Consider the following 19,991-nt stretch of genomic DNA (forward strand, 5'->3'; position numbering starts at 1 on the left):
CTTTCACGGCTTTGGTTCAACACCGAAGACAACGGCACAGCGTGCGCGATGTTCCGAGAGAGCAGGACGTCGCTTGTCAGTTGAGTTTGACAGCGGAACAGGAACCGCCCATCAAGACGCAGTTTGGCCATATTATTTTATCTGGGGGATTTCGATGCCGTTCGCCTATTGGAGCATTCTGATTGCTGCACTGCTGCCCCTGATCATTATTGCCTATGCCAAAGCGGGGTCGCGCGACAACAGCGCCCCACGCGATAGCGCAGAGAACCTTTCAGGCGCCAAACGCCGCGCCTATGCCGCACATCAGAATGCCTTCGAGAGCTTCCCGTTCTACGCCGTCTCGGTCATTGCAGCGCTGAACTTCGGCGCGTCGGCGACGACTGTAAGCGCGCTGGCCGCGCTCTATCTCGCGTTTCGGATTGCGCATGCGCTGCTGTACATCGCGGATAAATCATCGCTGCGCTCTGCCGCCTATGCGGGCGGGCTTTTCGCGAATATCGCGATATTCCTGTCCCCGGCGCTGAAGATCAACTTCTTCTAGCTCCAAGAGATCACGCCGCGCTCTTGACCGACTTGCGATGGCGTAGAAAACGGCCGAGCAGGCGACGCTTGCCGTTGCGCGGGATGAGATCGATATCGCTGACCAGCTTGGCACCCCCCCTTGCGGCGCTCCAGAACGATCTTGCGGCTGTGGAAGGCTTCAAGCTCGACCCGGTGCGCGACAGATACCACCGTGGCGTTGGGTAGCTCCTTGGTGAGCAGCTCCATCATCTTGTCCTGGCTCTTCGCGTCCAGCGCCGAGGTCGCTTCGTCCAGCACGATGATATCAGGGCGGTGCAGAAACAGCCGCGCGAAAGCGAGACGCTGCTTCTCGCCGCCGGACAGTGTCTGGTCCCATGGCGCGTCTTCCTCGATCTTCTCCTTGAGATGACCGAGCCCAGCCTTGTCGAGGGCCTCGCCGATCTGCTCGACAGTCCAGTCCTCCGCCGCGGCCGGATAGGCGGCTGCGCGGCGCAGGGTGCCTGACGGCACATAGGGCTTTTGCGGCAGCATGAACAGCCGCCGGTCTGGATGGAAATCGACGCTGCCACCGCCCCATGGCCACAGGCCCGCAATCGCGCGCACCAGCGTGCTCTTGCCTGTGCCGGATTCGCCGGCCACCAGCACACGCTCGCCGGCCTCGATCTTCACTTCGGCATCGCCGACCACTGCAGTTCCGTCATCGAGCGTTACGGACAGATCATGCAGGCTTAGCATCGTCTCGTCATTGGTCTCGCCGCGCTGGATGCGGCCGATACCGTCACCGAGCTCGGCGCGTTCGAGGCCGTCCAGCGACATCATCAGCGAGGCGATGCGGCGTGCGCAGGCATTCCAGTCGGCAAGGCGCGGATAATTGTCGACCAGCCAGCCGAAAGCGCTCTGCACGATGGTAAAGGCGGATGCTGCCTGCATCACCTGACCGAGCGACATACTGCCATCGAGGAATTTGGGTGCGCACAGCAACAGCGGAACGACCGGCGCGATCAGGCTCGACCCCTGCGACACCAGCGTGGTGCGCATATATTGCCCTGCCAGACGTGACCATTGCTTGAGAACATTGCCGAAGGTCTTGTCGATGCCATCGCGCTCTTCTTCTTCGCCGCCAAGCAACGCGATGCTTTCACCATTTTCGCGCACACGCGTCAGCGCATATCGATACTCGGCCTCGGCCTGATTCTTGTCTTCGGAGATCCCAACGAAGCGGCGGCCGATCACCGTGATCGAGCCCGATGCGATGGCGGCATAGACGATCGCTGCAATAACGAGGAAGCCGGGAATGGTGACGGTACTTCCACCCATCGAGAGCGTCAGCGCACCGCCGATCGTCCACAATACCACGATGAATGTGCTCGCCGACAGAAATGCAGAGATGACGCCGGACACGAAATCCACCGGCGAATCGGTGGCGATGCGCAAATCCTCGGCAATGCGATATTCCGGATTCTGATGGTCCCCGCCGACGAGGTTGAGTTGATAGTAGCGCCCGTTCGTCAACCAGCGAGATACGACGGAACTGGTCAGCCACGCCCGCCAGCGCCGCTGGATGCCCATCCGCGCAAAGACCTGGACGACGCCGAGCAGCACGCTGCCGATAGCCAGCGGAAAGAACACGCCGGTGAGGTGAAAAACGCTGGCCGCATCGCGTTTCTCGATGGCATCGAAGATCGCGCGATTCCAGACATTGATGCCGTATTGAAACGCCACATTGACGACGATCAGCAACACGAGCCCGATCGAAAACGCCCAGGCAAGTTTGTCGCCCGACCTACCCCAGAAGCCGCGCGCGCTGATCCAGAACCGCGTCAGCAGATAATCCTTGCGCGCCTGCTCGGCCTCTTCCGGCGTCAGGTCCTGATCCGGCTCGACGACTTCAGGCGGCGGCGGCTCTATATGCTCACCGGCCTCGTCAACGACCCCGACAATCGGCCCCTTCACGCCAGATGCGCCAGAGGCGGAGTTGGGATTGGGGACGGGCTTGGAATCGTTAACGGAAGGTTTGTTCATGACGCGATAACGCCAGGAAAATCAGAAGGTTCCTTCGGGTTCCCGGGGGTCTAGACGGCCTCGCGCCGGGCCTTCCGCCAGATGCCGGCCTTGGTGAGCACCCGCGACAATTGCTCGATCGAATAAGGCTTCTGCAGCAGTTCGAATCCGAACGTGCCGTTCTGCGCCAGCACATGACTGTAGCCGGAGGTCAGCACCACCGGCAGGTCCGGATAGAGTTTTCGAACCTCCTGCGCCAGTTCGATGCCGGTCATTCCCGGCATCACGACATCGGAGAACACGACGTCATAGTGCGTGGCACGACGGGCGAGTTCGGCGAGCGCTTCCTGGGCGTTCCGCCGCAGCACCGTGGTGTAGCCAAGCTCGCTCAGCGCATCGGTCGCAAAAGTGCCCACGTCGCGATTGTCTTCCACCAGCAGCACCGACATGCCATGGCCATCGACGAGCGGAGCTTCGCTCGCTGACTGCGCCGGCGCGATACGGCCGCCAGAGACGCGCGGCAGATAGAGCGTGAAAGTGCTGCCCTTGCCAATTTCGCTGGCGACCACAACCTCTCCACCGGATTGTTTGGCGAAGCCAAACACCTGCGACAGCCCGAGACCTGTGCCCTGCCCGACTTCCTTGGTGGTATAGAATGGCTCGAAGATGCGCTCGAACTGATCGGCGGGAATGCCGCTTCCGGTGTCGGATACCGAGATCGCCACATAGCCGTCAGACCTCAGGGCGAGCGCAACAGGGATTTGCTCTGCCGCGCTGACAGCGATCGTCAGCCGCCCCTCGCCCGCCATGGCATCGCGCGCGTTAACCGCGATGTTGATCAACGCGGTTTCGAACTGACCGATATCGGCATCTACGAACAACGCCTCATCGGGCACGTGGGTCACAATCTCGATCGGCGCGCCCGTCAGCGTGCCGATAATCTCACTTACCGAATGCACGCATTGGCCGACATCGAACACTTCAGGCTTCAGCGTCTGGCGCCGCGCAAAAGCCAGCAATTGCGCGGTCAATTTCGCCGCACGGTTCACTGTCTCGGAGATCGCTGCAACATAACGAGCACGCCGTTCTTGCGACAGATCCGGACGCCGCAACAGATCGACCGATGAGCGGATTACGGTCAGCAGATTGTTGAAGTCATGCGCGACGCCGCCGGTCAACTGCCCGAGCGCTTCCAACCGCTGGCCATGTTTCAGCGCTTCTTCAGCCTCACGCCGCTTCATCGCTTCGAAATTGAGCCGGCGGGTGCGACGGATCGCGAATACCAGCAACAGGAACAGCAATGCTGTCGCAGGAACACCGAAGACCAGGTGATAGCTGATCGTGCGCAGCCAGCGCGCACGGATCGCTGAGGTTTCAAGACCTGCCGCGACATAGATCGGATAGCCAGCGAGCCGTTGATAGCCGATACGGCGCTCGACATTGTCACCGGGCGAGACGATGGTGATCAAATCACCTGCCGGATGGGCCGCAAGCGCAAGCCCTACTGGACCTTTCGGGTCGAGACGCGCGGCACGATCGAGCTGCGGATAGCGCGCCAGGATAGAGCCGTCGGTGAGACCGAGCGCAAAGAAGCTGCCGGCGTCGCGACCTATGCGGGCGTAGAAGCGATCGAAATATTCCGGAAAAACCGAGGCCTGCACCACGCCGGTGAAACTGCCATCCGCGGAGACCCGCCTGCGGCTGACGCCAAAGAACGGCGCGCCCTGGTAAGGCGGCCGTGGCAGCAATGATCGACCGATGAAAGTGCCGGCATCGCCGACGATATGCGCACTGTAGTAGTCGCGGTCCGAGAAATCGAGATCGGGCAGCGCGAGGTTCAGGCTGTTGATCAGTGCGCGGCCCTTGTTGTCGAACACCCAGACCGATTTCAAGTGTGGCAGCGCGTCTGTTAGCTGTTTCAGCCGTCCGGCCATCTGATCCGATTGTGCACGCAGCTCATCATCTGATCTGCCACGCACGATCTCGTTCATTTCCGACAGGCTGCGATCGATGGTCTCGAACACTTTCAACGCGTGTTCATGCGCCACATCGAGGGCGCGCTCGATCTCGCGGTCGGCGATCTCGCGCGTCGACACCCACGACGTCGCCGCCGCAAACAGAAACAGTGCAAGCGGAAGGGCCAGCGATGCAGCCATCATCCATTGCAGCGTTCTCAGTGAATTCTGGTGTTCTGTCTTCACAGCGCCTGCCCGACTCCTTGCAGTCTAGCGCAAGGGCGGTGTCTCACCAACCACGGCGGGCAGGAACCCGTCCCGGGCCGGGTTCTGCAGCCCTAGCCGGCTGCACTCATCTGTGACCGGAACGCCCATTTGGTGAAATGCTGCTCGATCCCCGCGAACACCGCATACATGAGCACGCCTTCGAAGGCGAGCAGCAGCAAGGCGGCATAGACATTCGCCATGCGGAAGCTGGCCCCCTCCAGCGCGATCAGGTAGCCGAGCCCCGCATTGGCGCCGAGCGTCTCCGACACCACGGTGCCGACGAAAGCCAGCGTGATGGCGATCTTCAGCGAGCCGAAGAAATATGGCAGTGCACGCGGAATGCCGACCTTGAGCATGATGTCCAGTTTGCCCGCACCGAGCGCCCGCAACACGTCCTCGAGTTCCGGCTCGGTGGTCGCCAGACCGGTGGCGATATTGACCACGATGGGGAAGAACGAGATCAGGAAGGCCGTGACGATCGCCGGCACTTCGCCGATGCCGAACCACAGGATCAGCAGCGGCACAATGGCGACCTTCGGGATCGTGTTGAAGCCGATCATCACCGGATAGAGCCCGCGATAGATCGCCCGCGACCAGCCCACCACGAGGCCGAGAATGATGCCGAAGCCCACGGCCAGGGCAAATCCGACCATGGTCACCCAGAGCGTGACCCAGGAATGATAGAGAAACACGCGCCAGAGTTTGAACATCGCCGCAAAGGCGGCCGATGGCGGCTGCAGCACCGACGTGTTGACCTTGAAGACGATGCAGGACAGCTCCCAAACCAGGAAGATGGCAATGGTGAAGAGCCAGGGCGAGAGCTTTTCGAGGGTGCGCGGGTTCATGACTGGCGCACCTGTGCGATCTTCATGCGCAGCTCCATCACGATGTCGCCGAACTCCTTCTCGTAGGTAACTTGCAGATCGCGCGGACGCGGGAAATCCACCGGTTTGATCTGGACGATGTGACCGGGGCGCGCGCTCATGACGTAGATATTATCGGCGAGGAACGCCGCCTCGCGCAGATCGTGCGTCACCAGAATCACGGTGAAGCCGAGCCGCTGCCAGAGATCGCGCAGCACGCACCACAGTTCCTCCCGCGTGAACGCGTCGAGGGCGGCGAAAGGTTCATCGAGCATGAGAAGCGCCGGCTCGTGAATCAGCGAACGACATAGCGACACGCGTTGCTGCATGCCTCCGGACAATTCCCAGGGATAGCGATCGCCGAAGCCGGCGAGACCGACCGTGGCCAGCAGCTGCTCGGCCTTGGCGCGAAACTCGGCCTTCTTCGAACGGAACTGCGAGCGATGCGGCTCGACGATTTCCAGCGGCAGCAGGACGTTGTCGATCACCTTGCGCCACGGGAGCATATTAGCGTTCTGGAACGCCATGCCGGCCATCTTGACCGGACCTTTCACTTCCTTGCCGTCGATGGCGATGGTGCCGGCCGTCGGCTTGTGCAGGCCGGTGACGAGCCGCATCAGGGTGGACTTGCCGCAGCCGGAGGGACCGACCACCGCGGCGAATTCGCCGCGCTGGACTTTGAGCGTCGCATCCTGAAGCGCGACGATATCACCCGAGGCGCCACGGTATTTGAGCGTGACGCCGTCGATATCTACGAACGCTTCCATGCGCGGCGACCTGACTTTCTGTCGTGGCGCTTAGAACTTGCGTGCGTCGGCCGGGGGCAGATATTCCGACGTGAACAGATCCCCCGCCTTCGGTTTCGGATTCTTGAACTCATAGGTCACGGCAATCTGCTCGATGGCATCCGTCATGCGCTTCTCATCGATGCCGCCGACGCCATTGGCCTTCACCCACGGAGTCACGAAGTTGTCCTTCAGCGACATCTTGAGACGGGCGAGTTCGATTTTCTCATCAGCGGTCTCATTGCGCTTCATCACCGATTTGATGGCCGTATCGGGGTCCTTGATGGTGTCGATGATGCCTTTGACGGTTGCGCGCACGAAGCCCGCGACAACCTTCGGATTGGCCTTGGCGAATTCCGGATTCACCATGATGGCGTTGCCATAGAGCACGATGCCGTAGTCGGACATCAGCATCACCTTGATGTCCTTCTCGGCAATACCCTTGGACATCAGGTTGAAGTAGGACGAGAACGAGAAACCGGTGATCGCATCGACTTTGCCATCGGCGAGCATGGGCTCACGCACCGGGAAGCCAACGTTCTCGATCTTTACCTTACTGTCGTCGATCTTGTTCTCTTTGACGAACGCCTTCCACTGCGCATAGGCGCCATCCGGCGCCGGCGCGCCGAGGATCTTGCCTTCGAGGTCCTTCGGGCCATTGATGCCCGACTTCGCAATGCTGACGATGGAGAATGGTGGCCTGTCATAGACCATGAGGACGCCCTTGACGTCCTTGTCCGGATTCTGGTCGCGGAAGCGCGCCAGCGAATTGATGTCGAAGAAGCCGATCGGATAGGTCCCCGCCGCAACCCGCGCGATGCCGGCTACCGAGCCCGGACCGGAGTCGATGGTCACGTTGAGGCCTTCGGCCTTGTAGTAGCCCTTGTCGAGCGCAACGAAATAGGGCGCGGACGGACCTTCGAATTTCCAGTCGAGCGCGAATTTGACATCGGTGTCGGCGCTCGCGGACAGCGCAGACGCCAGCAATGCTGCAGCCGCCACCACGCTCAAACCCAGCTGACGAAACATGGAAAATCCCCCTGATCAATTATCAGGCACAGGCTAGCACAGCCCATGCCAACCTTGGCGAGCCCCCTTTTCAACGAGAAATAGCGCCGCAGCTCCGAAGGATCGGGATTCGAGGAGGCAGTCTGATTAAATCATGGGCAAAAAAACACCGGCCTGCTTGCGCAGGCCGGTGTTCTGATCGGCAGATCCGAATCAGAGGAACGTCAGACCTGACGTTCGACCATCTTCATCTTCAGCTCGGCGATAGCTTCAGAGGGATTGAGACCCTTCGGGCATGCCTTGGCGCAGTTCATGATGGTGTGGCAGCGATAGAGCCGGAACGGATCTTCGAGATTGTCGAGGCGTTCGCCGGTGGCTTCGTCGCGGGAGTCCTTGACCCAGCGGGTGGCCTGAAGAAGCGCAGCCGGACCGAGGAAGCGATCGCTGTTCCACCAGTAGCTCGGGCACGAGGTCGAGCAGCAGGCGCACAGGATGCACTCGTAGAGACCGTCGAGCTTCTCGCGGTCGGAGTGGCTCTGCTTCCATTCCTTCTGCGGGGTCGGCGTGGTGGTCTTCAGCCAAGGCTCGATCGACGCATACTGGGCGTAGAAGTTGGTGAGATCCGGCACCAGGTCCTTCACGACCGGCTGATGGGGCAGCGGATTGACCTTGATGGCACCGTCGTCGACTTCGTCCATCGCACGGGTGCAGGCCAAGGTGTTCTGACCATCGATGTTCATGGCGCAGGAGCCGCAGACGCCTTCGCGGCAGGAGCGGCGGAAGGTCAGCGTCGGATCGATGTTGTTCTTGATCCAGATCAGACCATCGAGAACCATCGGACCGCAGTCGTTGGTGTCGATGTGATAGGTGTCGACCGACGGGTTCTTGCCGTCATCCGGATTCCAGCGATAGACGCGGAATTCGCGCGTCTGTGTGGCGCCCGCCGGCTTCGGCCATTCCTTGCCGCCGGTGATCTTGGAATTCTTCGGAAGTGCGAACTCAGCCATTTTCTCAAGCCTTCGCTGTCATCATTAGTACACGCGCGCTTTGGGCACGATGTACTGAACGTCGTTGGTCATCGTGTAGTCGTGCACCGGGCGATAATCGATGGTGGTCTTGCCACCCTGATCGATCCACGCCAGCGTGTGCTTCATCCAGTTCTTGTCGTCACGATCCGCGAAATCCTCACGCGCATGCGCGCCGCGGCTCTCGGTGCGGTTCGCCGCCGAGTCCATGGTGACGATGGCCTGAACGATCAGGTTGTCGTATTCGAGGGTTTCGATGAGATCCGAATTCCACACCAGCGACCGGTCGGACACGGCGATATCGCCGATGCCGCTATAGACGTTGTGGATCAGGGTCTTGCCTTCGTTGAGCACTTCGCCGGTACGGAACACGGCGCAGTTGGTCTGCATCACGTGCTGCATGTTCTCGCGCATCTTCGCGGTCGGCGTGCCGCCCTTCGAATAGCGATAGTGATCGAGACGGCCGAGCGCACGATCGGCCGAGTCCTTCGGCAGGTCGGGCTGCTTGGCATTCGGCGTCAGCTTCTCGGCACAGCGCAGTGCAGCCGCACGGCCGAACACCACGAGATCGATCAGCGAGTTGGACCCGAGACGGTTGGCGCCGTGCACCGAGACGCAGGCGGCTTCGCCCACGGCCATCAGGCCCTGCACCACTGCATTGTCGTCACCGTCCTTCTTGGTGACGACTTCACCGTGATAGTTGGTGGGGATGCCACCCATATTGTAGTGCACCGTCGGAACGATCGGGATCGGCTCCTTGGTGACATCGACGCCGGCGAAAATACGCGCCGAGTCGGAGATGCCCGGCAGACGTTCGGCCAGCACCTTCGGATCGAGATGGTCGAGATGAAGGAAGATGTGATCCTTCTTCTTGCCGACGCCGCGGCCTTCGCGGATTTCGATGGTCATCGCGCGCGAAACGACGTCGCGCGAGGCGAGATCCTTGGCCGATGGTGCATAGCGCTCCATGAAGCGCTCGCCTTCGGAATTGACGAGATAACCGCCTTCGCCGCGCGCACCTTCGGTGACGAGACAGCCCGAACCGTAGATGCCGGTCGGGTGGAACTGAACGAATTCCATGTCCTGCAGTGGCAGGCCGGCACGCAGCGCCATGGCGCCGCCGTCACCGGTGCAGGTATGCGCCGAGGTGCAGGATGCATAGGCGCGGCCATAGCCGCCGGTGGCGAGAATGACGGTCTGCGCCTTGAAGCGATGCAGCGTGCCGTCGTCGAGCTTGAGCGCGATGACGCCGCGGCAGACATTCTGATCGTCCATGATCAGATCGATGGCGAAATATTCGATGAAGAACTCGGCCGAGTGGCGCAGCGCCTGGCCGTACATCGTGTGCAGCATGGCGTGACCGGTACGGTCGGCAGCGGCGCAGGTGCGCTGGGCCTGGCCCTTGCCGTAATCCATGGTCATGCCACCGAACGGGCGCTGGTAGATCTTGCCGTCTTCGGTGCGCGAGAACGGCACGCCCCAATGTTCGAGCTCGTAAACAGCGTCGGGCGCGTTGCGCACCATATATTCGATCGAGTCCTGATCGCCGAGCCAGTCCGACCCCTTGACGGTGTCGTACATGTGCCAGCGCCAGTTATCCTCGTGCATATTGCCTAGCGAGGCGGAGATGCCGCCCTGTGCTGCAACCGTGTGCGAGCGGGTCGGGAACACCTTGGTGATGCAGGCGGTCCGCAAACCGGCTTCGCCGCAGCCAACCGTTGCACGCAGGCCGGCGCCGCCGGCGCCAACGACAACGACGTCATAGGTGTGATCTTCGATGGGATAGGCGTGGCCGTTGGTGGCGGGGCCGCCAACGCCGTTCGCGCCAGTGCCGTTCACGGCCATGCGCTACACTCCGGATGAAAGTTTAAGGATGGCGTAGATCGATGCCAGCGCCACGGCGGCAGAGAAGAAGTTGTTGCCGATGATCGAGATCAGCTTGATCTTCTCGTCATGGACATAGTCCTCGATCACGACCTGCATGCCTATCTTCATGTGCCAGACGCTGGCAACGATGAAGAGCAGCATGACAATAGCCACGATCGGCGAACCGAGAATCTGGGCAGCGCCGGCCTGATTGCGGCCGAGCAGCGACATCACGATGAAGATCACCGGGATCAGCAGCAGCAGCATGGCCACGGCGGTCAGGCGCTGACGCCAGAAGTCCGAGGTGCCGGAATGCGAAGAACCAAGACCGCGGACGCGGCCGAGCGGCGTGCGCACCGACTTCGGGGAATTGGAACCGCTCATCGTCCGCCTCCGATCGCATAGGCAATGATCCAGAGCAGAATGGTAATGCCGATACCGCCGATCAATGCAGCCCAGGTAAGCCATTCACGTTCGCTGGGCTTGAAGCCGTAGCCGAGATCCCACACCAGATGGCGGACGCCGCTCATGGCATGATGGATCAGCGCCCACGTATAACCGAAAGCAATCAGGCGGCCGATGATGCTGCCGGTGAAGGCCTGCACATGAGCATAGGCCGCAGGGCCGGAAGCAGCGGCGATCAGCCACCAGACAAGAAGCAGAGTGCCGAAATACAAGGCGACGCCGGTAGCGCGATGCACGATGGACAGCGCCATCGTCAGGGTCCAGCGATAGATTTGCAGATGCGGCGAAAGGGGACGTTCGATCCTGGCGGTCATTTAGCAACTTTGACAGGTTAATGGGCAGACGGTGCCCGATTGGGGATCGCGTAGAGCAATTCTATTTACGAACTCAAAACAACCAGTGCAATCGCGAAATGACATACTCCGAACACCCGTTCAGAGTTTCAAATGAGCCTTGCATTTGTGGGTATTGACAGTTGCAGGGCTTGTTGCTGACAGCCTTGGTGAAGCGCGATTCATGAGAACTGCATGATGCGATAGCAAATGGTAATCGGGGCGGGAATGGCCGGGCTCAATGTGACCGAGATTGTCGAGCTGGCGGCACTTCTTATTGCCGTCGGCGCACTGGCCGGGTTCCTGGCCGGCGTATTCGGGATTGGCGGCGGGGCCATCCTGGTGCCCGTATTTTACGAGTGTTTCCGCATCGCCGGCGTACCTTTGGACGTGCGGATGCCGCTGTGCATCGGCACCTCGCTGGCCATTATCATCCCGACCTCAATCCGTTCCTTCCGGGCCCATATGGCCCGCGGCGCCGTGGATATGGAGATCCTGCGGAAGTGGTGGTGGCCGATCCTGATCGGGGTCGTCATCGGCAGCGTGACTGCCCGCTATGCCCCGGAACGGCTGTTCAAGATCGTATTCGTTGTCGTCGCCTGGTCCGCTGCGGCACGGCTGCTGCTCGCGCGTGACGGCTGGAAGCTCGGTGACGACCTGCCCGATGGCCCACTGATGAAGATCTACGGCTTCTTCGTCGGTCTGCTCTCCACGCTGATGGGCATCGGCGGCGGATTGTTCTCGAACCTGCTGATGACCTTTTACGGTCGCCCAATCCATCAGGCGGTGGCGACGTCTTCTGCACTCGCAGTGCTGATCTCGATCCCCGGCGCCATCGGCTACATCTATGCCGGCTGGCCGGCCGCCACGCGCTTCCCCGAGGTCGCAGCGCTGCAGATCCCCTTTGCTATTGGCTATGTGTCGCTGATCGGTGCGCTGCTGGTGATGCCCACCAGCCTGCTGGTCGCACCGCTCGGCGTGAAGGCGGCGCATGCGATGTCAAAACGTGCGCTGGAAATGGCGTTTGGAATTTATCTATTCCTCGTCGGCAGTCGTTTTGTCATTGCTCTCATATGAGCTGTAGCCCGCATGAGCGCAGCGAAATGCGGGAATGTCGCGCCGGTTGAAGCGCCCGCCGGGATATCGCTTCGCTTATCGGGGTTACAGGGCCGGCGTAATACTATCCGTAATAGTATCCACATGCAGGCTTGCTATGGATGACGCATGGCTCACGCACATCAGCACGATCACGCGCATGATCATGACGACCACACCGGCCATGCGCACGGCCCCGGCGGACATGTCCACGCGCCCGCGAGTTTCGGCATGGCCTTCGCCATCGGCATCAGTCTCAATACCGTCTTCGTCGTCATCGAAGCCATCTATGGCTATGCCAGCGGTTCGATGGCGCTGGTTGCCGATGCTGGGCACAATCTGTCGGATGTGCTCGGGCTGATCGCGGCGTGGACGGCGGCAGTGCTGTCAAAGCGCGCTCCGACGCCCCGCTTCACTTACGGCCTGCGCGGCTCGTCGATCCTGGCGGCGCTCTTCAATGCGGTGTTTCTCCTGGTCGCCGTTGGCGCCATCGCCTGGGAAGCCGTGCTGCGGCTGTTCAATCCGGAGCCGGTCACCGAGATCACCGTGATCGTGGTTGCCACCATCGGCATCGCCATTAACGGCATCACCGCCTGGCTGTTCGCCTCCGGTCGCAACAGCGATCTCAACATTCGCGGCGCCTATCTGCATATGATCGCTGATGCTGCGGTTTCGATCGGCGTCGTGATCGCCGCTATCGTGATCATGTTCACCGGCTGGCTGTGGATCGACGCCGTTACCAGCCTCGTGATCTGCGTGCTGATCGTCTGGGGAACATGGAGCCTGCTGCGCGACTCGACCGCAATGTCGCTGGCCGCCGTGCCGCGGGGCATCGATCCCGTCGCCGTGCGCGACTACCTCGAACAATGTTCAGGCGTGACGCAGGTGCATGATCTGCATATCTGGCCGATGAGCACCACCGAAGTCGCCCTGACCTGCCACATGGTAATGCCCGCGGGCCATCCCGGCGATGCGTATCTGATGGACATCGCGCAAAGGCTCCAACGCGATTTCGGCATCGAACATGCGACAATTCAGATCGAATGCGATCCGAATTCGACATGTGCGCTGGCGCCGAACCATGTTATCTAGGGCTTGATGATCAAGGCAGATACCATCATGGCTGATGACGCAGGGCTCTGGGGCCGTCTGCGACGCATGCCGTTTGTTGTCATGCTGACCCTCGGTCTGATGCTGTCGATGATCCATTGCGCCGGTTGTGGTATGGCCTTTGCCGGCACGCACGACGTAAGCATCAGCCACGACAGCGGTGACACGCCCGATGTCCCCGATCAGCAATTGCCCAGTCATAGCGGTCACTGCCTTTCGCATATCACCGCTCAAGTTTCGGCTGCGGTGAATTCACCCGCCGATATCAACCCGCAGACACTCGTCATCGCCGGCGATCCGATCCCCGCGGCGAGCGACGGTCTTCCGCTGTTCAAACCACCCCGCATCTGAGCATCCACACGGCTCGCTGAAGCCGCTCATGCTGTCCGTCGTCACGTGCACGAGACGACGCGGCAGCAACACTGCATGCACATTTGGTTGGTGAGCACGGGCGCGACGGCGCTCGGTGCGGGATTTATGACAATGATCAGAACTGGATTGCTGGCAGCCGGGCTCTTGCTCGGCGCTACATCATTCGCTGTCGCACATGAGGACAAGCCTGCCGCGACAATTGAGAAGCACGACGAGGCCGTGGTGAAGCTCAGCGCGCAGCAGGTCGAGGCCGGCAAGTTTGCCGTCGCGGGCGTGCATGGCGGCTCGCTCGGCCGGCGCATCGCAGCGCCGGGCTCGATCGTGCCCAGCGGTAATCACATCGCCCGTGTCGCCGTGCGGCTGCTCGGCACGGTCACCGAGTTGCGGAAGCAGATCGGCGATGCCGTCACGGCCGGTGAAGTGGTCGCAGTCATCGAAAGCCGCGAGGTCGCCGACGCCAAGAGCGAGTATCTCGCCGCTCGCCTGGTGTCCGACTTGCAGCGAACGCTGTTCAACCGCGCCCAGACCCTGTGGGACGGCAAGGTCATGAGCGAAAATGACTTCCTGCGCGCGCGGACGACCTTTGAGGATTCCCGCGTCAAGCTGGAGGTCGCACGACAAAAGCTGTTCGCCTTGAGTCTCAACAGCGAGCAGATCGAGACCTTGCCGCAGCAGCCGGTGGAAACGCTGCGCCGACAGGAAGTGCGCGCCCCCATCTCTGGCCGGGTGGCCGAACGCCGCGTCGAGCTGGGCGCACTGGTCGGTCGCGAGGGACAGGAGAGCGAACTGTTCGTGATCGTCGATCTCACAACGGTCTGGGCCGAACTCGCCATTGGACCGAACGACCTCAGCGACATCCGCGAGGGCCAGCGCATGACCATTGCCTCGGGTCATTCCGCACCATCCCCGGCGACGATCATGTTCATCAGCCCGCTGCTCGACAAGGATACGCGTAATGCGCGCGTCGTCGCGGTGGTCGACAATATCGAACGCCGATGGCGGCCGGGCGCATTCATCACGGCGGAGATCCCTGTCGATCAAGCGGCCGCCACCGTCGTCGTGCCCAAGTCGGCCTTGCAGACGCTTGAGCGCAACGATGTGGTTTTCGTGCGCACCGCTGACGGCTTCGAAGCCCGCAAGGTCACGCTGGGCCGGCAGGACAGCCACGTGGCGGAAGTCACCGCCGGTCTCAAGCCAGGTGAGCGCATCGCCATCGCCAATACATTCGTTCTGAAGGCTGATCTCGGCAAGGCCGCGGTCGAGCACCAGCACTAGGGGCGGAGATGATCAGTCGCATTCTCGCGCTGTCGATCCAGCGTCGCTGGACGGTCGTGCTGCTCACACTTGTTGTCATGCTGATCGGCGCGTGGTCGCTCGTCGGGCTACCTATCGATGCGGTGCCGGACATCACCAACAAGCAGGTGCAGGTGAATACGGTCGCGCCAGCATTGTCGCCGGCCGAGATCGAAAAGCAGGTCACCTTCCCGATCGAGACGGCGCTGGCCGGCATCGCGGGATTGGAGAGCACGCGCTCGCTGTCTCGCAACGGCTTCTCGCAGGTGACCGCCATTTTCAGCGAAGCCACCGACATCTATTTCGCGCGTCAGCAGGTCAATGAGCGCCTCATCGAACTACGCTCCAGCCTGCCGCCGGGAGCCGATCCGAAGATGGGGGCTATCTCCACCGGCCTTGGCGAAATCTATATGTGGTCCATCGACTTCGCGCCGTCGGACAACGGCGTCTATGTCACGCCGGAGGGCGAGCGCCTGACCACCGGCGTCGCGCGCGCAGCATATCTGCGCACGGTGCAGGACTGGATCGTCAAACCGCAGATCCGCGGCGTACCGGGCGTTGCCGGTGTCGATTCCATCGGCGGCTATGCCAAGCAATTCCAGATCCGGCCCGATGCGATGAAACTCGTCGGCTTCGGCCTGTCGTTCGGCGACATCACCCGCGCCATCGAGGCCAACAATGTGAGCCGCGGCGCCAGCGTCATCGAGCGCAATGGCGAAGGCATCGCGGTGCGATCCGGCGGGCGGCTGGAAACCATCGACGATATCCGCAATGTCGTGGTCAGCACCCGCGCAGCCACGCCTGTTCGTATCAGTGATATCGCCGACGTCGCCATTGGCGGCGAGATTCGCACAGGTAGCGCGAGCGTGAACGGCCATGAAGCAGTGATCGGGACCGCACTGATGCTGGTTGGCAGCAACAGCCGCACGGTCGCCAAGGCCGTGGATGCGAAGCTCGATCAGGTTCGCCGCACACTGCCAGCAGGCATTGTCATCACCACCGTGCTGGATCGTACCACGCTGGTCGACGCCACGTTGAGGACCGTGGCGACCAATCTTGGCGAAGGGGCCCTGCTGGTGATCGCGGTGCTGTTCCTGCTGCTCGACAACTTCCGCGCCGCGCTGATTGCTGCGCTGGTAATTCCGGTCGCCATGCTGATGACCGCCACCGGCATGCTGCGGGGGCAAATCAGCGCCAATCTGATGAGTCTCGGCGCGCTGGATTTCGGACTGATCGTCGATGGCGCGGTCATCATCGCCGAGAATGCCCTGCGCCATCTCGCCGAACGTCAACATGCCGCCGGACGCGCGCTCACGTTGAACGAGCGACTGCAAACCGTGCAGCAATCCGCCGAGGAGATGATCAAGCCCAGCGTCTATGGCCAGGCCATCATCATGCTGGTCTATGTGCCGCTGCTGACCTTCAGCGGCGTCGAAGGCAAGATGTTCCAGCCGATGGCATTGACCGTGCTACTGGCACTCGCATCGGCCTTCGTGCTGTCGCTGACCTTCGTGCCGGCGATGATCGCCATTCTCGTCAGCGGCCGCGTCAGCGAGGGCGACAATGCTGCCGTGCGCTGGCTGAAGCGGATCTATGCGCCCGCGCTCACGCGGACCATTCGTCGTCCGCTGGCCGCGATTGCCGGCGCCATCGTGCTGTTTGCGGTCGCCCTGCTGATCTTCACCCGGCTCGGGCAGGAATTCACGCCGACACTCGACGAGAAGAACCTTGCAATGCATGCGCTGCGTATTCCTTCGACCGGTCTGCCGCAATCGCAGGCGATGCAGCTGGATGTCGAACGTACCATCATGGCGCTGCCGCAGGTTGCCCTGGTCTTTTCCAAGACCGGTACGGCAGAGATGGCCTCGGACCCGATGCCACCAAATGCGTCCGACACCTTCATCATCCTCAAACCGCAGGCGCAGTGGCCCGATCCGAAACTGACGAAGGAAGCACTGCTCAGGCAGATCGAGGCCGCTGTCGAACAACTGCCCGGCAACCAGTATGAATTCACCCAGCCGATCCAGATGCGCTTCAACGAATTGATCGCAGGCGTCCGCGGCGATCTCGCCATCAAGATCTTCGGCGATGAATTCGAGCCGCTGCTGCAGTCTGCCAATCAGGTAGCGGCGATCCTGCGCACCACCAAAGGCGCCGTGGACGTCAAGGTCGAGCAGGCCAGCGGCCTCTCGGTGCTTGATATTGCGGTCGACAAGGCTGAAATCGCACGGCGCGGGCTCAGCCTGTCGGCCGTGCAGGAGGTGATCGGTACAGCCATCGGGGGCCGCGATGCCGGGCTCGTCTTCGAGGGCGACCGCCGCTTCGAGATCGTGGTGCGGCTGCCGGACGAGGTTCGAAGCGATGTCGACGCGCTGAAGAACCTGCCGGTCTCACTGCCATCCACCGCGATCCTGGCGCCGACCATTCCACTCGGACAGATCGCCAGGTTCAACTTCAGCGAGGGGCCTAACCAGATCAGCCGCGAAGACGGCAAACGGCGCATGGTCGTCACGGCCAATGTCAGGGATCGGGACATCGCCTCAGTGGCAAGCGACGCGCGCGCCGCGATCGATGCGCAGGTAAAGCTGCCTGCCGGATACTGGATGACATGGGGTGGGCAGTTCGAGAATCTCGCGGCCGCGCGCGAGCGACTGAGCCTCGTGGTTCCCGCCTGTTTCGTCCTGATCTTCCTGCTGCTGATGAGCGCCCTGGGATCCGCGCGCGACGCCCTGCTCGTGTTCAGCGCCGTCCCGCTGGCATTGACCGGTGGCGTGCTGGCGCTGTGGCTGCGCGGCATGCCGTTTTCAGTATCGGCGGCCGTGGGGTTCATCGCTTTGTCGGGAATTGCTGTACTGAACGGACTGGTGATGCTGACCTATATCAAGCAGCTGATAGCGGAAGGCCGTGACAAATTGCAGGCGATTTCGGAAGGCGCGCTGACGCGGCTACGGCCGGTAGCAATGACTGCGCTGGTGGCATCACTCGGCTTCGTACCGATGGCGCTGGCGACAGGTACCGGCGCCGAGGTGCAACGACCGATTGCCACCGTGGTGATCGGTGGACTGATCACGGCGACATTGCTCACGCTGCTGGTGTTGCCGGCGCTGTATGCCTTGTTGGGGAGAGACGTGGAACGGAAGTTTTAGCATCCAGGCTCAATGTCGTCCCCGCCCGGTCGGGGACGACAAAAGCGTATGAGGCGCCGTCAGTGCCTCATCTTACTTCGCGTAAAGCTTCCCATAGGTGTCGCGCAGCACGTTCTTCTGCACCTTGCCCATGGTGTTGCGCGGCAGGTCATCGACGAAGATCACCCGCTTCGGCATCTTGAACTTGGCGATCTGGCCCTCGAGCGCCTTGAGCACGGAGGCCTCGTCGATCGCGATCTTCTTGTCGCTCACGACCACGGCGGTGACGCCCTCGCCGAAATCCGCATGCGGCACGCCAATCACGGCGGACTCAACCACGCCCGGCATGGCGTCGATCTCGCTCTCGATTTCCTTCGGATAGACGTTGAAGCCGCCGGAGATCACCAGATCCTTGCCGCGACCGAGAATGTGGACGTAGCCCTTGGCGTCGATCTTGCCGAGGTCGCCGGTGATGAAGAAGCCATCGTCACGGAATTCCGCCTTGGTCTTTTCCGGCATCCGCCAATAGCCCTGGAACACGTTCGGGCCTTTCACCTCGATCATGCCGATGGTGTCGCGCTCGAGTTCCTTACCGGTCTCCGGATCGGTGACGCGCACGGAGACGCCGGGCAGCGGAAAGCCCACCGCGCCGGGCACGCGCTCGCCGTCATAGGGGTTCGAGGTGTTCATGTTGGTTTCGGTCATGCCGTAGCGCTCCAGCACGGCGTGGCCGGTGCGCGCGAACCATTCGCGATGGGTATCGGCCAGCAGCGGCGCGGAGCCGGAGATGAACAGCCGCATGTGGCTGCAAGTCTCTTTCGTCAGGTTCGGCGACTGCAACAGGCGCGTATAGAAGGTCGGCACACCCATCAGCACGGTGGCCCGGGCCATCAGCTTGATAATGAGTTCCGGATCGAGCTTCGGCAGGAAGATCATCGATGCCCGCGCAAACAGCGTCACGTTGCTGGCCACGAACAGACCGTGCGTGTGATAGATCGGCAGCGCGTGGATCAGCACATCGTCCCTGGTGAAACGCCAGTATTCGACGAGGCTCAGCGAGTTCGAGGCCAGATTGTCGTGGCTCAGCATCGCGCCCTTGGAGCGGCCGGTGGTGCCCGACGTATAGAGGATCGCGGCGAGATCCTCGTTCTTGCGCTCCACGGTCTGGAAGTCCGGCTTTTCCTTGGCCGCCGCATCGGTCAGCGAGCCCTTGCCGTCGGCCCCCAGCGTCTCGACTTTTGCGCCGACCCTGGCCGCAATCGCGGCGAAGCCGTCCGCCTTGGAGGGATCGCACACCACCAGCGACGGCTCGGCATCGGTAATGAAGTAATCGAGTTCGTTGAGCGTATAGGCGGTGTTGAGCGGCAGATAGACCGCGCCGGCACGCACGGTCGCCAGATACAGCACCAGACCAGGCACAGACTTCTCGGTCTGCGCCGCGACGCGGTCACCCGGCTTGACGCCGCGGGCGACCAGAACATTGGCCATCTGGCCCGTCAGCGCGATCAGATCGCCATAACTGATGTGCTTGCCCTCGGGCGTCTCGATGGCGAGACGCGAGGCATCGTCGAGTTTGTCGAACAGGCGAGAAAACAGGTTGGCGTTCATGGCAAGGTCACGCGGTGCAGGAGTGCGGGAGCGATCGGTGCAGCGAGCCTGACGATCGCGTCAATTCATCCCGTTCCTTAGCAAGAATGGCCATATCTAGGCAACGCATCCCCCCATGGGGACGGCCCCACATCTGGTGCATCAGCCTTCAGGTCGCGCCATCCGCCGCGATTTCCGCGCTTGATTGTATCAAACGCGATGCATCGATCTCATCATTGTCTCGCGCGAACGGGATGCGCCCGCAAAAGTTTCAACGGCAACAAAAAATATAGCCTGAAACTGGCCCCGAGGCCTCGCGT

At 61.7% G+C, this 19,991-nt stretch carries 15 protein-coding genes and 1 pseudogene; 6 read left to right on the forward strand and 10 right to left on the reverse strand.

Going from position 1 to position 19,991, the window contains the following annotated elements:
• Positions 1 to 154 precede the first annotated feature (154 nt).
• Entirely contained in the window at positions 155 to 541 is a 387-nt protein-coding gene (locus AC1RLZ_RS19340; protein ID WP_493189937.1) for an MAPEG family protein, read from the forward strand.
• Between the two features lie 10 nt (positions 542 to 551).
• Here the strand turns inward: AC1RLZ_RS19340 and AC1RLZ_RS19345 are convergent.
• The 9 genes and pseudogenes from AC1RLZ_RS19345 to sdhC all read right to left on the reverse strand — a co-directional run bounded on the left by AC1RLZ_RS19345 (position 552) and on the right by sdhC (position 11,071).
• A pseudogene (locus AC1RLZ_RS19345) lies at positions 552 to 2,544 on the reverse strand (ABC transporter ATP-binding protein/permease).
• Positions 2,545 to 2,594: 50 nt separating this feature from the next.
• Positions 2,595 to 4,724 (reverse strand): ATP-binding protein, encoded by a 2,130-nt coding sequence (locus tag AC1RLZ_RS19350; RefSeq protein WP_493189938.1) that lies wholly within the window; start codon positions 4,722 to 4,724, stop codon positions 2,595 to 2,597.
• A gap of 92 nt (positions 4,725 to 4,816) precedes the next feature.
• Positions 4,817 to 5,590 (reverse strand): ABC transporter permease, encoded by a 774-nt coding sequence (locus tag AC1RLZ_RS19355; RefSeq protein ID WP_493189939.1) that lies wholly within the window; start codon positions 5,588 to 5,590, stop codon positions 4,817 to 4,819.
• On the reverse strand, positions 5,587 to 6,375 hold the full coding sequence (locus tag AC1RLZ_RS19360; protein ID WP_371423584.1) for an ABC transporter ATP-binding protein: 789 nt from the start codon (positions 6,373 to 6,375) through the stop codon (positions 5,587 to 5,589). Before AC1RLZ_RS19360 ends, AC1RLZ_RS19355 begins: the two co-directional genes overlap by 4 nt.
• Before the next feature lie 30 nt (positions 6,376 to 6,405).
• Positions 6,406 to 7,422, reverse strand: coding sequence for an ABC transporter substrate-binding protein (locus AC1RLZ_RS19365; RefSeq protein WP_493189940.1), 1,017 nt, complete (start codon positions 7,420 to 7,422; stop codon positions 6,406 to 6,408).
• Between the two features lie 203 nt (positions 7,423 to 7,625).
• Entirely contained in the window at positions 7,626 to 8,408 is a 783-nt protein-coding gene (locus tag AC1RLZ_RS19370; RefSeq protein WP_068737894.1) for a succinate dehydrogenase iron-sulfur subunit, read from the reverse strand.
• Positions 8,409 to 8,432: 24 nt separating this feature from the next.
• On the reverse strand, positions 8,433 to 10,271 hold the full coding sequence (gene sdhA / locus AC1RLZ_RS19375) for a succinate dehydrogenase flavoprotein subunit (RefSeq protein WP_493189941.1): 1,839 nt from the start codon (positions 10,269 to 10,271) through the stop codon (positions 8,433 to 8,435).
• Positions 10,272 to 10,274: 3 nt separating this feature from the next.
• Positions 10,275 to 10,676, reverse strand: coding sequence for a succinate dehydrogenase, hydrophobic membrane anchor protein (gene sdhD, locus AC1RLZ_RS19380; protein WP_371423581.1), 402 nt, complete (start codon positions 10,674 to 10,676; stop codon positions 10,275 to 10,277).
• Positions 10,673 to 11,071 carry a succinate dehydrogenase, cytochrome b556 subunit gene (gene sdhC / locus AC1RLZ_RS19385; RefSeq protein WP_493189942.1) on the reverse strand — a complete coding sequence of 133 codons (399 nt, stop codon included), beginning with the start codon at positions 11,069 to 11,071 and terminating at the stop codon, positions 10,673 to 10,675. Before sdhC ends, sdhD begins: the two co-directional genes overlap by 4 nt.
• Before the next feature lie 246 nt (positions 11,072 to 11,317).
• Here sdhC and AC1RLZ_RS19390 point away from each other — a divergent pair, with 246 nt between their 5' ends.
• From AC1RLZ_RS19390 to AC1RLZ_RS19410, 5 genes are all read left to right on the forward strand, one after another.
• A complete protein-coding gene (locus AC1RLZ_RS19390) occupies positions 11,318 to 12,166 on the forward strand; it encodes a sulfite exporter TauE/SafE family protein (RefSeq protein WP_493189943.1) in 849 nt (282 codons plus the stop codon).
• 147 nt (positions 12,167 to 12,313) lie between these two features.
• Positions 12,314 to 13,276 (forward strand): cation diffusion facilitator family transporter, encoded by a 963-nt coding sequence (locus AC1RLZ_RS19395; RefSeq protein ID WP_493189944.1) that lies wholly within the window; start codon positions 12,314 to 12,316, stop codon positions 13,274 to 13,276.
• A gap of 27 nt (positions 13,277 to 13,303) precedes the next feature.
• On the forward strand, positions 13,304 to 13,645 hold the full coding sequence (locus tag AC1RLZ_RS19400) for a ferrichrome ABC transporter substrate-binding protein (RefSeq protein WP_493189945.1): 342 nt from the start codon (positions 13,304 to 13,306) through the stop codon (positions 13,643 to 13,645).
• Between the two features lie 132 nt (positions 13,646 to 13,777).
• A complete protein-coding gene (locus AC1RLZ_RS19405; protein WP_493189946.1) occupies positions 13,778 to 14,941 on the forward strand; it encodes an efflux RND transporter periplasmic adaptor subunit in 1,164 nt (387 codons plus the stop codon).
• Positions 14,942 to 14,949: 8 nt separating this feature from the next.
• A complete protein-coding gene (locus AC1RLZ_RS19410; RefSeq protein WP_493189947.1) occupies positions 14,950 to 18,105 on the forward strand; it encodes an efflux RND transporter permease subunit in 3,156 nt (1,051 codons plus the stop codon).
• A 72-nt stretch (positions 18,106 to 18,177) separates the two neighbouring features.
• Here the strand turns inward: AC1RLZ_RS19410 and AC1RLZ_RS19415 are convergent, their stop codons facing one another.
• A complete protein-coding gene (locus AC1RLZ_RS19415) occupies positions 18,178 to 19,692 on the reverse strand; it encodes a malonate--CoA ligase (protein WP_493189948.1) in 1,515 nt (504 codons plus the stop codon).
• Positions 19,693 to 19,991 lie beyond the last annotated feature (299 nt).

The organism is Tardiphaga sp. GW822-FHT04G09, assembly GCF_058800725.1.

Coding starts and splice junctions, on each gene's coding strand:
- sdhD (WP_371423581.1), bottom strand. CDS start 10,676: ATGAGCGGTTCCAATTCCCCGAAGTCGGTGCGCACGCCGCTCGGCCGC.
- AC1RLZ_RS19360 (WP_371423584.1), bottom strand. CDS start 6,375: ATGGAAGCGTTCGTAGATATCGACGGCGTCACGCTCAAATACCGTGGC.
- AC1RLZ_RS19370 (WP_068737894.1), bottom strand. CDS start 8,408: ATGGCTGAGTTCGCACTTCCGAAGAATTCCAAGATCACCGGCGGCAAG.
- AC1RLZ_RS19365 (WP_493189940.1), bottom strand. CDS start 7,422: ATGTTTCGTCAGCTGGGTTTGAGCGTGGTGGCGGCTGCAGCATTGCTG.
- AC1RLZ_RS19395 (WP_493189944.1), top strand. CDS start 12,314: ATGGCTCACGCACATCAGCACGATCACGCGCATGATCATGACGACCAC.
- AC1RLZ_RS19415 (WP_493189948.1), bottom strand. CDS start 19,692: ATGAACGCCAACCTGTTTTCTCGCCTGTTCGACAAACTCGACGATGCC.
- sdhA (WP_493189941.1), bottom strand. CDS start 10,271: ATGGCCGTGAACGGCACTGGCGCGAACGGCGTTGGCGGCCCCGCCACC.
- AC1RLZ_RS19340 (WP_493189937.1), top strand. CDS start 155: ATGCCGTTCGCCTATTGGAGCATTCTGATTGCTGCACTGCTGCCCCTG.
- AC1RLZ_RS19405 (WP_493189946.1), top strand. CDS start 13,778: ATGATCAGAACTGGATTGCTGGCAGCCGGGCTCTTGCTCGGCGCTACA.
- AC1RLZ_RS19355 (WP_493189939.1), bottom strand. CDS start 5,590: ATGAACCCGCGCACCCTCGAAAAGCTCTCGCCCTGGCTCTTCACCATT.
- AC1RLZ_RS19410 (WP_493189947.1), top strand. CDS start 14,950: ATGATCAGTCGCATTCTCGCGCTGTCGATCCAGCGTCGCTGGACGGTC.
- sdhC (WP_493189942.1), bottom strand. CDS start 11,071: ATGACCGCCAGGATCGAACGTCCCCTTTCGCCGCATCTGCAAATCTAT.
- AC1RLZ_RS19390 (WP_493189943.1), top strand. CDS start 11,318: ATGGCCGGGCTCAATGTGACCGAGATTGTCGAGCTGGCGGCACTTCTT.
- AC1RLZ_RS19400 (WP_493189945.1), top strand. CDS start 13,304: ATGGCTGATGACGCAGGGCTCTGGGGCCGTCTGCGACGCATGCCGTTT.